We start from the raw sequence: 15,856 nt of genomic DNA on the forward strand, positions 1-15,856 counted from the left end.
TTAGAATAGAGCCATAATTAATATTTAAAAAAAAGTTTTTTATATTTAATTGTCAAGTATTAATACACTCTTCTTTCCCAGGTTTTTTGTTATATAGTTATTAACTATATTCAATATTCAGGTAGATTACTTTAAGTCTATATCAAAAAATAAAGTTTTTTAAAATAAATCAAATATCTACTTTTATCTTAAATTACATAGATACCCTCAGCTAAAGTTTATGACAACGCAAAAAATAGTTGTTGTACCGTAGCAATATTCTCTTCTTTTAAAAAAATCTATAATGTCGATCATAAAAACCTAAATATTGTGATTGAGCTAATAAATACCAATGAAAGAAACTAAAATAAAACTTGTTATATATTTTTTGTATAGATCAAAATATATATCTACAACTTTAACAACATACTCTATCAGTTTTGTCTTCTAATTGATTATGGTAGCTTTATGTCATCAGATTACTTATCTCAATGCATAACTATTATAAACATTCTGTATAAAATTCAACTTAAATATTAAGCCTTTCTTTCTAAAGAAAAGTGTAAAAAATCACATTAAGAGTCTTAACCATGACTACTAATATAAGGAGGATTAAAGTATAAATCGTTGATAGGATTCAAGACAAATAGCTATGATAAATAATTTTTATTATGAGCAATAATAAAAATTGTAAGATACTACTTTATATAGCAAGTCAGGATTGCCATTATCTATATTCTGATTTATTAAACTCATCTAAGAGGTATAAATGGTTACTCAGGCTTTAACATTTTCAACAATGTTGGAAAAGTTTCCCCCTTTGCCTTTCCGACGCCCCCTACTAATTATTGGACATGGAACTAGAGATATTGATGGAAAACAAACGTTTCTTAATTTCGTAAATATCTATCAGACATTGGATACATCACGCCCTGTCATTCCCTGTTTTTTAGAGCTAACAGAACCGTTAATTCAAGAAGGTATTGATCACTGTGTAACTGAGGGATTTAAAGAAATAACAGCTCTCCCTTTTTTATTGTTTTCTGCCCGTCATATAAAATTTGATGTTACCAACGCTTTAGATCGAGCGAAAGAACGTTATCCTTTTTTAAAGTTTCATTATGGCCGACATTTGGGTAATACCCCCTTACTATTGGATATATGGCGGTCACGTTTAACTAAACTTGATAGAGAAATTATTGCTCCTGAAGATACCGTATTACTTGTTGTTGGTAGAGGTTCTAGTGATCCTGATGCTAATAGTGACATATATAAGTTTTCCCGTTTATTATGGGAAGGAAGTCAGTACCGTACAGTTGAAACCTGTTTTATTGGCATTACTCATCCCCGCCTAGAACAAGGATTTGAACGAGCAAGACTTTATCATCCTAAGCGCATAATCGTACTTCCTCATTTTCTATTTACAGGGGCACTAGTTAAAAAAATCTTTCATATTTGTACTCAACAACAAAAACGATATCCCCACATTGAAGTCCTTAATCTTCCTGAAATTGGACTGGCTCCGGAATTATTTTCTATAATCCGCGAAAGAGAAATTGAAAGTCAACTAGGACAAACTCAGATGAATTGTGAGATGTGTAAATTTCGACTTTCCTTTGTTAGAAATAACCATTCCCACGATCACCATTCCCACGATCACCATTCCCACGATCACCATCATATCTCCCAAAATTTCTATGATGATATAATGCAATACCACAAACAAATCTGGCAGGTTCCATGAAAAATGGTAAATGAACAATCAATTTGTTTCAATTATTGTCTACTATAAATCTAACTTGCTAAATAACTCAACAACCAATTAGCCATAGTGGCACGGCGAGTTTGTCTTGGTCCAAACTCGCCTATCTTATAGCCTTTAAATCCTAACTGCTTTTTAAGTAATTGTTTATTTTCTTTTGGAATAGAACGGGTTAGCTTTACAATGGGCGGACGACTTCCAACAAAATCAGGAGGCTCTGGATAATCTTTTTTCCAGTTCTCAGCAACTTGAGTATTGTTCCAACTTTGACTAGACTGTTCATAACGATAGCCTAAATAGTGCCAAACTAATTGGTTTACAGTTGTATCATCAATTTGATCATTAAGAATTGCCCAAATAGTATCGGTGTTGAGAGGAGGTAACTGAGTAATCATTGGCTTTAAATTGAATATCAACAATAAACTATTAACAAATCCTATTTAATAATAGACTTAATTATTATCTCATAAAAATATGATACACATAAAACTCATCCTAAGAGTTAGGATTACTATTTTCTAGCTTTTCTATATTTATCTATATGACTATCTACTAAGTAAGAAATTATCTCAATGATGACTGTTGATATATTTGCTTTTTCTATGATTACTATTTGCAAAAATTATTAGAATATTCACTATAATAATTTATATCTGGCATAATTTATTTTAAATATTTATTTTTATCTACTTTCATTATATTGGATAAGGACTGTATGGTCTTAGATTCTTATCTTAATATTCTACTTAAGCACGTAAAATTCTATTTTTAGAGATTGATTTATTAATAATAAGTTTTACTCCTATTTCTTCTAAAAGAAGTGATATATTTATCATTCTAAAAAATCAGACTGTTTAAGAACTTAAAATCAACTTCTCTTAAAGTTTCAGAAATTTTACTTTAAAAATTGATAATATTTAAGATAGGGCTGCATTGATTATATCAATAGGTTAATATTTTTTGCTTAAGTCTATTATATCTAAGCCTGTATTTTTGTCATTTAAATTCAAGTAAGTTAAACCTTTCTAAATTACTATCTATCATTAAATTTTATCAAAATTTATTTTGCTTGAATTTCTTCAGGTCCGATTAAATCTAATGAGCTTGAGTTTATAAACATTAACGATTTTATAATATATACTGGGAGGACTAGTATAATATGAATTTATTAACTAGACTTTACCATAATAAGACTTAGTTTAATTATTCAAATCATAAAATTATAAATAGCGTTATTTATCTCTACAATAGTAGACTACAGACTAAGTATACAAGTATAGATATAATGACAAAAGCACAGTAAAGTTCAGTTAACTTAAACTTAAAAATATCAGAGTATATTCCAAGAGATTAAACATGAGTAAGATCTAAAAACTTAGACTATAGTATTAAGTATGAAGGAACAATAAATAGAAAAAACTTAACGCCTTGCGAATACTACTTTTAAAAAAGTCCTATTATAGTGATTTACAAAAATTGAACAACTAATAAAGAGCCAAATTCAATTTAACTTAAAATATTTTAACGTTCTCAATATTCTTTAAAATAGTTTATGAAAATTAACAAAAAACCTAAAATTTAATATCAAAAATTTTAAAAATAAATAACTTAAACTATTCAATATAGTTCAAGCATTAAATTGTATAAATCGTTACCTGTTTTTACCAAGAAATATTTATAGAAATAAGAGAAAGAATTTGCCATAAGTATAAATTTATTTAGAAAAGAGTACTTAATGAATCTTAAAGCTTTGCTGAAATAAAACTAGTAGCTTGTTTGATCAGTTTTTTGGTTAGCTTATCCTGAATTGTTAGGTTGATAGAACTATTGATTTTCAAAGTAGTAGATAAAAGGACTACGTTCATACTATTTTATACAAAAAACTGAAAGCATTAATAAATCGTTAGATGTTTATTGTAGGTAAATTATCATAGTCAGATTCCATAGAATAAATTTGTCCGTCCATCAATAAACGTGTAATTCCTTTAGCATATAAATAGGAACAACTTTTATATAGAAGACGACCATCAGGGATCTTAATCACTCGTTGAGAACGATTGGAAAAGCGACGTGCTCCTTGATGATTATCAAATACAGGTAAAGTTTTTTGCTGCACTTCTTCGGCTGGAATTTGACCTAAATGAGCAAATTCTTTAAGAGGACGAGCAATTAATTCAGCAGAGCGATCAATTACTAAATAACAAGTTTTAGGAAAAACAGCACACGATAAGGGCAAGACTTGAACCTCTCCATCTTGAGCTAAAGATTGATCATAATTTTCCTCTTCTCCCTCATTCCAATCTTCATCCTCTAAGTCTTCATCATCATCAATCTCACCTGATAAATCCTCACCAATCATTTCTCCAAGAGCAATGACATCGACAACTTCAAGGTCGTCTTCCTCATTGTCTTTATTTAAATTTCGAACATATTTCGATGGCTGATCTTTTGCCAGGATAGGAAGCTGCTTAATATTAGTTTCTGTCGAGGATGATTCTAATTGACTCTTTGATGTCACCAGCACAAGTCTACTCTCAGTTTTTATAGGTTTAGACTCTGGTTGACTCTCTGATACCATCAATACAGGTTTAGCATTTGTTTGTGCAGATGATAACTCTGATTTAACCGTCCGTGCTAAACGTTTTTGTTGAATTAACTCCTCATACTCTGACTCTGACAGATGACTTTTGAGAAAACGGCTAATAGTAGAGCTGCTAACTCCATAACGATCAGCTAAAGTGGATGTAGTTTCTGGTGTTTGGCGATAAAGCTTAAGAATTTCTTGTTTATCGTCGTCGTTCAATTTCTTGGGACTCATAGGATTCTAGCTACCTTTTTGGCAGTTTGACTTCACCCTGACACGCCGAACCACATCTGGTAAGATCGTCGGTTGTAACCTGGGGATGGGTGTGTTTCAACAGACGACAGACGACTAGACAGTCAGGCATTAATAGCTTGCCTGATCCAGTCTACCGCTCACCGTTGATTTTCATCCATTTTCAGTATCAAAAATTTAATGATTATGGCGATAGTAAAAGCGACACCAGCTCTATTGATGTTAGTGGACGGAACTTCTTTCGAAGGGTGGTCATTCGGAGCAAAGGGTACCACGTTAGGAGAAATCGTTTTTAATACAGGAATGACTGGCTATCAAGAGATTTTGACTGATCCAAGTTACTGCGGTCAAATCGTCACCTTTACTTACCCTGAGTTAGGAAATACGGGGACTAACCCTGATGACGAAGAATCCTCTTGTCCACAAGTTAAAGGTGTCATTGCGCGCAATATAACCTATAGTCCAAGTAACTGGCGATCTACAGAGTCTCTCCCTAACTATTTAAGTCGCCATAAAATTGTTGGAATTTATGGCATAGATACCCGTGCTTTAACCCGTAAAATTCGCTCAGTAGGAGCAATGAATGGAGCAATTTCTACAGAAATTCTTGAACCAACAGAATTACTGCGTCAAGCTCAATTAACTCCCAAGATGGGTGGATTAAATTTGGTTAAGGAAGTATCCACTAAAGAGGTTTATGAGTGGTCTACACCTACTGATCCTATTTGGGAATTTCGTCCAAATAACAAAGAAGTTTCAAAAGATCCGTTAACGGTGGTGGCAATTGATTTTGGAATTAAACGGAATATTCTTCGTCGCTTGGCTAGTTATGGTTGTCGGGTTATTGTGGTTCCGGCGAATATATCTTCTGAAGAAGTCTTAAAATATAATCCAGACGGAATTTTCTTATCCAATGGGCCTGGAGATCCCTCAGCAGTCGAAGAAGGAATCAAACTTACCAAAGCGTTAATTAAAACAGGAAAACCTACCTTTGGAATCTGTATGGGACACCAAATTTTAGGATTATCCTTAGGAGCAGAAACCTTTAAGTTAAAGTTTGGCCATCGGGGTTTAAATCAACCTTGTGGATTAAATAAACAAGTAGAAATTACAAGTCAAAACCATGGTTTTGCAGTGAAAGAAAAGTCTTTAGATGTTGATGTACAAGTTACTCATCTTAATTTAAATGATCAGACTGTTGCAGGTTTATCCCATAAAACTCTACCTTTTTTCTCAGTTCAATATCACCCTGAAGCTAGTCCTGGTCCCCACGATGCAGATTACTTATTCGATAAATTTGTTAGATTAATGCACGAAAATAAGAACTAAGTATATAACTTTAATAATTCTTAAAATTATATGGGAAACGACTCTTAAATATTTTCATTAATTTACTTGACTTTTCTGTGTATTCATCACACTAAAAAAAGACTGAATAATTAATGAAGTTATTTATTTACTTCTCTCTAAAGAGACGTGATTTATTAGAGAATTATGTGGACAATTTTTAAGAATTATTATTTTTTACTCTAGCTAAATAGTTGTTTTTTAGTCATAATTTTTGAGTCATGATTTTTTAGTATTATTTATCATAAAAATAGATATAATTCAATTATATTTAATCCACTTTTATATGGCGATAAATGATAAATCTAATAATGTTTTTGTACTTTCTACTCACCTTTAAGCTCATTAAATAGCTAATTCTATTTTTAGTAGTGGCGTTTGTTTTTGCACATTTGTTTCATAACTTACTATAGAAAATATTTTGTATTGTGTTAGGTGAATATATTTCCCTCAAGTAAGAAGTATAATGATAATCTCCCATATCGCTAAAATGATTAACATGGGAGATTATCATTATCAGCACTAGTTACTAGATTAATATTTAAATTTTTCTTTGTCTATTATGCATTATTATGATAATTGTCGTACATTGAAAAATATAAATATTAGTGTTGTTAGTAGGAAAAGTGAGTCAATGAACTGTTATTTTAATTATATTTGTCTCTGATAATGTAGTACGGTTAGATAAACTTTTCTCGAGAACTTGCTACTGCTATGTCTTAACAAACTCATTGTTTTATTTAGTATTCATATCAACGGCAACATTAGACCAATGTATCATTGTCATTTTTCTCACTCAAGAATTTTATACTAAATTTCCACGAGTTTTACAGAAAACATTGTAATTGGAGTAATTGGAGTAATTGAAGTAATCACTCCAATCTACGCAAATTTGAAATAGAGCTTAATAGATTTCGTTATGGTAATTAAAGACTGTAAGAGTAGATAGTCATTCGTGAATCCTGATGACTTCAGAGTTTATCTGCCAAGTCCTCAATCAAGAGAAAATTACTTCAGTTAGGATTTATTCAGTCAAGACATGATTATACTAGAAGATGAAAATATTGCTTAAGTTACGAGGAGAAAATTGTTAGTCATGGCTGATCTAGGTAATTTAGTCCAAAAAGCATTTTATATGGGAATAGGTTTAGCGTCTTATGCGAATGAGAAAACTCGTGTGGCTCTCACTGAGCTAGAGAAACAAGCACAAAAAGTAGCTGATACAATGGTGGCACGAGGGGAAATAACCGCTGAGGAAGCACGTAAGTACGTTGATGACCTGATACAGCAGGCTCATACAAAAACTTCAGACTTATCTGAATCTTCTTCTGATAAAGAACCTCGATTAATTGAAATAATTATAGAAGAATAGACTACAAAAACCTCGAAGTCCTATGATATAAATAAACTGTAAGACTGATTATCTTCTTTAGAAGAAAAATTGTGACTTTTAAAAGATAAATACGCTATTTATTATTTAAATTATTAATATAAAGTCGAACAGGCTTCAAGAAAAACATTAAACTCAATAAATAGTCAAATGTCAATGAATGGTGTGGAAATATATGTCACAAGTTAAAACAAACGATGGACAAAAATAGACTTCAAAGCATATTATTTTAGTTGATAGTAAAATGTATGATCTTATATTATCTATTAAATAGATAATATAGATAAGTTTTATTTAAACTAGATGAGATATAAAGTTAAATGTTTATAAAAATATATATTTGAATTAATTTACTTTTTTAAAATATATGTTGTTTGTTCGTGTATGAGTTACTAATACATAATTATTTATGCATATTAATCTTTAATAATTAAGCTAGAATAGACGAGTTCAATAGAAGTAATATCTAAAATTATTTACTAGTTTTAATTTCTAACGAATTTCACTTGTCACTTAACTTATTTTTGTACTATTCTCTAAAATAGAGATAGCTTTAGGATAGTCATTTAACTGTTCGTTTATGCTAGAATCATTTATTTAATATTCCTGGAAAATTATGTAGTGAAAAAGCTAGACTAACTTATAAAAGTGATTAACTATAATCAGCCGACAGTGCTGAAATTATATTTCACTATAGTATTTTTGGTTTTGTAGGTTGGAATACTATTAATTAAAGTTAAATATATTCCAAAGGAATTATAGCCTGTACTGTTTTTTTAAATACGCTCTGCTAATAATAACAATAAAGAATAACAGAAAATAGGAAATTAATTAAAAATATTTTTTATTTTCTTCCTTTTTTTTATAGCATACTTCAACTATCGTCTAAAATCAGATGAGTCTTATCGTCTATCAATTAATAAACCATACTCTTATTTAGATATCTTCTATATCTTCTTTATTTTCTTTAAATTTATTCTGTACCTTCCTGAGCTTTTAGCCGAGATTAAAATAGCATTCTCCCTAAATTAATCTTGACAAAATTTTCATAACTTTTAAGGTCATAGTCCACTATTTTTATTTGCTAATTTTAAAATCAGTTGGGACGTAGACTTTAGTTTGTCCACAATTGTCTTATACTATACTTTTTGAAAGTAATAAACTATGGATTGACAAAAACTCCTATTCCATTGTGAACCCTTGCCGCAGTGATAGGAGAACGATCAATCAATTGTCCTCCTAAGCTTAAAGACGTTGAACTTCCTCCATCCAAATTTAACGCATTGACTGCTCCCAACTGCTGCATAATTTCTGCCATTTCCCTTAAACTTGCCCCCCGTCCTCTAACACGATTATGAACTGCCACTAACATAATCTTTCCTTGGTTCGTTACACCAATAGCACTACGAGAAGCTTTTTGCTGTTGAAATCCTTTGCTAAACCTTTCTAGAGCTCCATCAACTACAATATGATTGTTACTAATCAAGACTGGACCTGCTCCAAGAATGTTAGGATAGGTCTTGAAATCTGTAGGAGCTGTAGTATTTTCAATTTGAACCTTTGTTCCCAGTTGCAAGGCAGCAGCAGAAATAGTACTATTACGAATGATTAACAAGTAGCCGTTGGCTGGAATAGAAAAGGGGTTTTTACCCACTTCATTAGCTTTTTTTTGGTCGATTACCCTACCATTTTGTATAAAAATAATTGTTTCATTATCTGACATGGGGACGTATTTGGGTCCCCACTCAGGAGTATAGCGGGCCATTCCTGCTTGGACATAACCACTATTTAGAAATAAGATAGGAATGCGTTGTCCTTTGCTAGTAACTAGCGTTTCTTGAAAACTAAGACGGCCTATTTTTATCTGCCCTTGATTATTCCAGGCGATTACCCCGCGACCTAAAATGGGGCTGGATAACCAACGAGCTTGTGATCGGATTGCTCCTAGAGGCAACTTATTATTACGATTAAAAAAACCTCCATTGATCGCTGCTGAAGCTTTCCATTCTTTAGCTATGGTTACTAAAGGAGCTGTCCCTTCTTGCCTGTTGGGATAGGTTGTAATGGGTTTTAGAGAAATCTGAGATGATCTCGCATTGATTTCCAACCAATTAACTGGAAAAATATTTTTTCGTAATTTAACTAACTGTTGTCGCCAAATAATATCTTTTGTCCAAGAGATTTGCTTTGGCACCCTGGCATCAGGACGGACATCGATGACAATACGATAGGGGTTAGCAATACTAAAGACATTTAAACCGTGGGATGTTGGTAAATTTATATGAACTTTTGTGATTTGTCCATTTTTCTCTAAAGAAAATAATTGAGAAGTAATGGGTCGAGAAATATTGCTACCGAGGTCATCTTCATCGGGATCATCCCAAGTTTCACTAATTGGAGACAGTCCTGTTGACATCTGATCAGAAGAAAAGACATTAGTATGCGCTGAAATTGTTACAACCCCTTTCCCTTTAGCCTGACTGACCTGCCAAACAGTCGGTCGATCAACATCGACCACGATGCGCTTACCCCAAATTTGGTTCCCTTCACGTATACCACTGATACGTGCTGGCGGTAAGGTGATCTCTAAAAGATTATCCTTCACCTGCAAAGTTCCTTGCACTGACTCTATTAAGTCGGTTACGTCTAAATATCGATATGGCTCGATAAATCGTGCTGTAATAGAAAAAGATTGGCTAGAATCGGTAGAAAACCATCTAATAGGTTGTAGGGTCGGCTTATTTGTGCTCAGTAGTTCTATCCCTAATAAATTCATCACTCCAGTATCACTAATTCCAATCCGCTGACTATTACCCCGACTCCACTTGCTCCAAGGAATGTTGAATAATTTCCCATTTAGATATATTTCGTTCCCTTGTTGCGGCCCATCAGAAGCTTCGACAGGTAAAGGCTTAGGGAAGAAAATATGTTGAGTAATTTTGTCGTATTCTCCGGAAATTAACCAATGAATTAACAGGGCTGATACTAGGGAGAGACAATAAAGGCTAAGAGAGTTCAACTGCACTTGTCTCACAGATTCATCCTCACACGGCTTTATTTGAGTCTTAATATCTTAAGTACCAACTTAACATAGAACAATCACATAAGTAATTTTTTCTTAAAAAATTTTATAGGGATAAACTTGTTTCTCAATGAGTAGTTGCTATATTTTGATGACTGGCTAAGTATTAGTCCTAAAAATTATTTGAAAACAAAATATAATGATGCATATTGTGTAAACGCTGTAAAAATTACAGTATAAATAAAATCATTAGATACTAGACAAAGCAGTATATAACTACAACAAAGTTAATCTCAACAGCAAGTTATTATTTTTTTACATTTGAACTTCTCTAGTCTATTATTCTCCTATCACCAAGTCAAAAAGTAAGGTAGCTAAATTAAATCTTAGTATTTAATAACAGCTGCTTATAAGGTTAATAGTATACATTAATTCAATTGGTTAAATTTTATTCAGTTAATTATAATTCTAGAATATAGCAAACTAATATTCTCTAAATAACTATACAAATTACAACTCCAATCATAGAATTATCTTTGCTTATGCCATAATAGTTAAGAGTATCCAATTATTATAACAACTTATCTTTTAATTATTAATTAAAAGATAAGTTAAACTGCAATTCAAACAGATTAAATTAACAAATACTAATAATATATTGCCAAGTTTATTTATAGTACAGTCAAAATTATGTTCACTTCATTTCAAGTCAGATTATTGTAAAAATGTTAGTGTATCCTCTATGATGTTCTTCCTGTTTCATAAGATAGATTTGATTGAACGTAATGGTAGGGAAAATTCTCTCTCCTATGTCAGGGAAAACCGAACAAAATAGGCTTGACGGTTTTGTTATTCTAGATTAGAAGGATAAGATTATTCAGATTGAACTTCAAATCTTTTTTTGACTATCAACTAAGAGGTTTTTATTGATGGCTTCAACGGACTACAAAGATTATTACGCTATTTTGGGAGTGAATAAAAATGCCAGTGCGGAAGAAATAAAAAAAGCCTTCCGTAAATTGGCTGTAAAATATCATCCTGATAGAAATCCTGAGAATAAACAAGCAGAAGAAAAATTCAAAGAAATTAGCGAAGCTTACGAAGTTTTATCAGATCACGAAAAACGTCAGAAATATGATCAATTTGGTCAATATTGGCAACGAGCTAATCAAGATGTTTGGCCGAATGGTCAGAGTGGTGTTGATATTAACGATTTTAATTTTAGCCAATATGGTAATTTTGATGAATTTATTAACGAATTATTAGGCCGTTTTGGCTCGACTAATGGATCAAGAACAGGAGGTTATAGTTATAGAACTACTGCTGGGAGACAACCTGAATATAGTGATTTTAGCGGCTTTTCTGATGTAGGAGGGTTTGGAACTCAACCTCCTGTAACTGATAGAACAGCAACATTGCGTTTATCTTTTTCTGAAGCTTTTAAAGGTGTGCAAAAACGTCTTAATTTAGGCAATGAAGTTCTTGATGTTCGAATTCCTGCCGGGGCGAAGACAGGAAGTAGGGTAAGAGTTCGGGGCAAGGGTTCCATTAATCCTTATAATCAACAACGGGGAGACTTATATCTCAAAATTGAATTGATCCCTCATCCGTTTTTCCAGTTTGAAGGGGAGAATTTGGTCTGTACAGTTCCTATTACGCCTGATGAAGCTATCTTAGGTGCATCTATTAATGTCCCTACTCCCGATGGAATGGTAACAGTAAGGGTTCCTCCAGGAATTAATTCTGGTCAATCTTTGCGTCTTCGAGGTAAAGGTTGGGTTCATCCCAAAGATGGACGAGGAGACCAATTAGTCAAAATTGTGATGGATACTCCTCAGAGTCTGACAGAAACAGAATTGGAACTTTATCAAAAAATTAGTGCATGTCGTGTACATAATCCACGCAGTCATTTAAAAACGGTGAGTCTTTAAAAATTACAAAATAAATCTATGATTGAACTACTATATAATTTTGATCTGAGAAAAATTTATTGAGCAATTAGCAAAATTAGTCTATCATTGTTTATTAATTTAAAGAGTTTGATATGTGTTAACTTTTAATTCTTGATTAAGCTGATAACTGCTTAAGCTAAAATTTATTTTTTGATATTAACTGTCAAAAAAATATTTAGCTTATTTTAACTATTGACTATAATTATGACAAAATAAGAGCAGGGATATATAAGAACAACTTATCTTAATAAGGATAAACCTGATTATCAAGGGCAGTTTATGATGAAGGGCGAGCGCGATATAATCTAGGTCATTTTTTCTGCTTATTATAGGGTCAAGTCTTATACTTCGATATTTATATTTTTCTGTGAATTGCTTCTTTAACATAAAATATTTTTCTAATGTAGAGTATCATTTTTATATTTAAGTGATTCATGATTATCGTTAATTCTTCTAATTAACTTTATAAGTAAAACTTACTTGTACAAAAATTGCCTAAATGCTTATTTATGAATATTTTTCAAAAAAGTTATCTAGTTTCTGGATTAAAAATATAATTAATTTAATTTAAACTAGATATCTTTACTATTTTCTTAATCTAATTTAAGTAGAGCAAAACTCCGGTAAATCAAATTATCTATTAAATTAAGATGTGATTTTTATCACATTAATTATACTAGCTTTATTAAAAAATCGCTGTAGTATCTTATCTAAATAATTCAATTGATGTATTTTAGCTTTTTTGATATAAAGTAAAGTTTCCTTTTAGGAACTACCCTCTAATAAGTATACTCTGATAGATTAGTTATCTGTTTTGGATATCAATTTAATCTCACTACTTATTTCAAGCCATAGTAAAATTTTTATTGCAGTATGTTCGTATTCTGTAATTTATATGTAGATAAACCACTGTCTACTTATTATTACCTATAGCTTTATATATGACTAAAATTTGAAGCTTAATATTTTTTATAGATTATTATTGGTGTTAAAAAAAATATATATATATTCATGATAATCGTATAATTATTCAGTCCTAAACTATTTTTATTTAGTTAACTACTTATGTTAACTATGGTTTGTACTTATAACACCTTATATATTTAAAAATACGAATAGAAAAGATTGTAAGATAAAAAGTGAAAATTAATCTTTTATTACTTGATTAATTAACTAAATCTATCTCCGTGTATAAATCAAGTAATTGTACAAAGATGCCGCAGTTGTACTATTTCAAAAAAATAAAGTAAAGATAGCTTTTTTAAGTAAATCAAAATAGATTTAATTTTTCTTATTATCTTCTTTCTTTTTCGACATAATTTTTGAATATAAATTATGTAGATCAAATCTGTTTTGTCAAAACAAAAAGTCGTTTACTCCCACTCTAAAAAGGTTTTAACATTACCATTAGGACTTAAAACTAAGCGGATAGTTTGATTTTCTGATGTATCAAGCGACGAAACAAAAATACTCCCAGGGGTAGGAATGAATGCTTTGCTATAATACATTGTAGCTGCTTTTCCTAAAGGAATTACTTTTTTTAAGGAACCATCAGGCTGAACAATTAGGCGGTATTCTAGAGTTTGAGAGAGATTTTTAGGTGGTTGCCAGTGTTGTTGAAAATACTGACGAACTTCTGCTACCTGAGGAGTAGCATCAAGGAGAGTTTTCTGAGGGGTTGGTTGAACGAAGGCATACTCTTCGGACAAAGGATTAACAATAGGAGTTTCAGGGATTGACTCTTTAGAGGATTGCTCTACCAACATTTCAGTCCGTAGAGGTGGTGGAGTGGAAATGTCGGGAATATCACTAGGACTATCAGCCATTGTTGAAGGAAAAGAAGACATAATTGCGGGATTTCTTAACCCTTGAGGTGTCAGGATATCTCCAGCTGAAGGCTCGGTAGAAAGTTGATAATAATTATTAGTTGTTAATGGTTGTAGAGAAGTTGTAGAAAACAAGGAGGAGGATGGTAACACTGGATAAGTGGAAGGTTTTATATCGGTAGATGAATTACGAGAAGGTGAAGAGATTATATTAATTCTTTCTGGGGGAGGTAATGGATCTTTTGTTGCTAATATTGGAGGCATTGATAGAGAAGGAATAGGTGCATTTGGTGGAGGTGGTACAGGAGGCAATACATCCAAAAAAGATAACATTTGTTCTGGATTTTCGTTATTTTGAATTAAGGATACACCACTATAGTTCAATCTATCGAGCCATTTTGGTACCACTGCTGGAACAGCAATGGCTAACAGAGCAACTGCAGTTACCCAAGTCCACACCCAAATTTCCTGACGGTGAGTAGAATTCTTGGAAGAGGATAAGACTGTCAGATCCTCTTGATAATTTTCTAAGGCATTAAGTAGATCAAAGAGTTGAGACGAAGTTAGACTAACGAAGGAATGGGAAGCTTTCCTTTTTAAGGAACCTAATTTAAGCTGATGATTTAAAAAGCCTTTAGGCTGTAATGAGGGAGGTAAATTGGACTCATTTATTTCATCACTAGAAGAAGAAATTTTAGTCGAACAAGTAACTTCTTTAAAAGAAGACTGATGAGTAATAGTCAAGCAACTAATGGTTTGACAGAGAAGATTTTGAACATAACAGGCAACCATATCACATAAAAATTCTAGTTGAGGGATATCTCCCTGAATCGTTACTTGTTGTTCTTCTAAAACTTTAGGATCATCAAAATTCAGCACAAAATTTAACTCTTTTAGGGGTGCCTTTTCTTTCCAACGAGACAAATAAGGACGTTTGTCCCATAGTTCAAGGGTGCAAGTAGGAGGAGTGTAACGTCGGACAGGGGCATTATTAAATAATTTCATAGATAAGATTTAAATATAGGATAAGATAAGAGTAATTTAAATTATTAATTTAAAGGGTGTTCTAACGCGTGTGATCTAACATGGCTAACCAAAGACGGTGGTGTCCATTATTAGTACTATAAAAAAGTAAGTCTACTAGGAGTTTAAATGCTAATTTTGATAATTGGGGAAACTTAAAACTTTTGTTTTTAGATATGTTTAATTGATAAAGGTACTCAAACTTATTAAAGTAATTGCCGAGTAACGCAAGTTCTAGCGGATCTTTATTCTGAGCTGTAATTTGTTCTAGAAGAGTAACAGCACGACGGATAATTTCTTTATTTTGTTGGCATAAATAGCAAATAATGACGATTAACGAGCGCACTTCCTCTACTTTTAATGACTTTGATTTTAGACTTTCGTAGTATGTTAAAGACTGTCTTTGCATCCATGGGAGCCAATTTTTGACTATAATCGTTTGTAGTCCTAGTTCAGTAGCTGCTTCGCTCAAACTATCATTATGAAGATTTATTAAAGCTTCTAACCCCAGTAGTATTAAGTCTAAATGAATATTGATACGTTCAAGTTCTTCTGAAGTAGGAACATTTGTCCAAGAAACTTCTGCCCAATTAGTTATAGACATTGATGTTTTGACAGTAGAAGACATCGATTAAATTTTCCTCCATAGTATGTCATCAGTAATTATAGGGGTAGTTTATCTAACCATTTTAAACCAGCTCATAAGTAGGTAACATAAT

Annotated in this window: 9 protein-coding genes; 4 read left to right on the top strand and 5 right to left on the bottom strand. The window is 31.9% G+C overall.

All coding sequences use genetic code 11. The annotated features are described in order from the left end of the window. The first annotated feature begins 748 nt into the window (after positions 1-748). The gene (locus OXU93_RS03190) at positions 749-1,723 is read left to right on the top strand and encodes a sirohydrochlorin chelatase (protein WP_267384440.1); all 975 of its coding nucleotides are present in this window, start codon (positions 749-751) and stop codon (positions 1,721-1,723) included. Positions 1,724-1,773: 50 nt separating this feature from the next. On the opposite strand, the gene OXU93_RS03195 is transcribed toward OXU93_RS03190, so the two are convergent. Together OXU93_RS03195 and OXU93_RS03200 are read right to left on the bottom strand one after the other, a co-directional pair. Further along, the gene (locus OXU93_RS03195; RefSeq protein WP_267384769.1) at positions 1,774-2,133 is read right to left on the bottom strand and encodes a DUF1823 family protein; all 360 of its coding nucleotides are present in this window, start codon (positions 2,131-2,133) and stop codon (positions 1,774-1,776) included. Positions 2,134-3,644: 1,511 nt separating this feature from the next. After that, complete coding sequence (locus OXU93_RS03200) at positions 3,645-4,559, bottom strand: transposase (RefSeq protein ID WP_267384441.1); 915 nt, start codon at positions 4,557-4,559, stop codon at positions 3,645-3,647. Between the two features lie 204 nt (positions 4,560-4,763). Between OXU93_RS03200 and carA the strand changes: the two genes are divergently transcribed. Both carA and OXU93_RS03210 read left to right on the top strand, forming a co-directional pair. After that, positions 4,764-5,906 carry a glutamine-hydrolyzing carbamoyl-phosphate synthase small subunit gene (carA, locus tag OXU93_RS03205; protein ID WP_267384442.1) on the top strand — a complete coding sequence of 381 codons (1,143 nt, stop codon included), beginning with the start codon at positions 4,764-4,766 and terminating at the stop codon, positions 5,904-5,906. A 1,114-nt stretch (positions 5,907-7,020) separates the two neighbouring features. Beyond that, positions 7,021-7,296: a phasin family protein gene (locus tag OXU93_RS03210; protein ID WP_416378782.1), complete on the top strand. Its 276-nt coding sequence runs from the start codon at positions 7,021-7,023 to the stop codon at positions 7,294-7,296. Between the two features lie 1,180 nt (positions 7,297-8,476). Here OXU93_RS03210 and OXU93_RS03215 read toward each other — a convergent pair. Next, complete coding sequence (locus tag OXU93_RS03215) at positions 8,477-10,348, bottom strand: phosphodiester glycosidase family protein (protein ID WP_267384443.1); 1,872 nt, start codon at positions 10,346-10,348, stop codon at positions 8,477-8,479. A 917-nt stretch (positions 10,349-11,265) separates the two neighbouring features. On the opposite strand from OXU93_RS03215, the gene OXU93_RS03220 reads away from it, so the two are divergent. Continuing rightward, entirely contained in the window at positions 11,266-12,267 is a 1,002-nt protein-coding gene (locus OXU93_RS03220; protein ID WP_267384444.1) for a DnaJ C-terminal domain-containing protein, read from the top strand. A 1,394-nt stretch (positions 12,268-13,661) separates the two neighbouring features. On the opposite strand, the gene OXU93_RS03225 is transcribed toward OXU93_RS03220, so the two are convergent. Further along, positions 13,662-15,119, bottom strand: a complete 1,458-nt coding sequence (locus tag OXU93_RS03225) for a DUF4335 domain-containing protein (RefSeq protein WP_267384445.1) — start codon at positions 15,117-15,119, stop codon at positions 13,662-13,664. Positions 15,120-15,180: 61 nt separating this feature from the next. Further along, the gene (locus tag OXU93_RS03230) at positions 15,181-15,765 is read right to left on the bottom strand and encodes a DUF3038 domain-containing protein (RefSeq protein ID WP_267384446.1); all 585 of its coding nucleotides are present in this window, start codon (positions 15,763-15,765) and stop codon (positions 15,181-15,183) included. Positions 15,766-15,856 lie beyond the last annotated feature (91 nt).

Source organism: Cyanobacterium sp. uoEpiScrs1 (assembly GCF_947331815.1).
In the GTDB taxonomy this organism is placed as follows: Bacteria; Cyanobacteriota; Cyanobacteriia; order Cyanobacteriales; family Microcystaceae; genus Rippkaea.

Excerpts from the sequence above, each read along its gene's own strand:
- OXU93_RS03190 (WP_267384440.1), top strand. The coding sequence starts at position 749 with ATGGTTACTCAGGCTTTAACATTTTCAACAATGTTGGAAAAGTTTCCC.
- OXU93_RS03200 (WP_267384441.1), bottom strand. The coding sequence starts at position 4,559 with ATGAGTCCCAAGAAATTGAACGACGACGATAAACAAGAAATTCTTAAG.
- carA (WP_267384442.1), top strand. The coding sequence starts at position 4,764 with ATGGCGATAGTAAAAGCGACACCAGCTCTATTGATGTTAGTGGACGGA.
- OXU93_RS03210 (WP_416378782.1), top strand. The coding sequence starts at position 7,021 with ATGGCTGATCTAGGTAATTTAGTCCAAAAAGCATTTTATATGGGAATA.
- OXU93_RS03220 (WP_267384444.1), top strand. The coding sequence starts at position 11,266 with ATGGCTTCAACGGACTACAAAGATTATTACGCTATTTTGGGAGTGAAT.
- OXU93_RS03225 (WP_267384445.1), bottom strand. The coding sequence starts at position 15,119 with ATGAAATTATTTAATAATGCCCCTGTCCGACGTTACACTCCTCCTACT.
- OXU93_RS03230 (WP_267384446.1), bottom strand. The coding sequence starts at position 15,765 with ATGTCTTCTACTGTCAAAACATCAATGTCTATAACTAATTGGGCAGAA.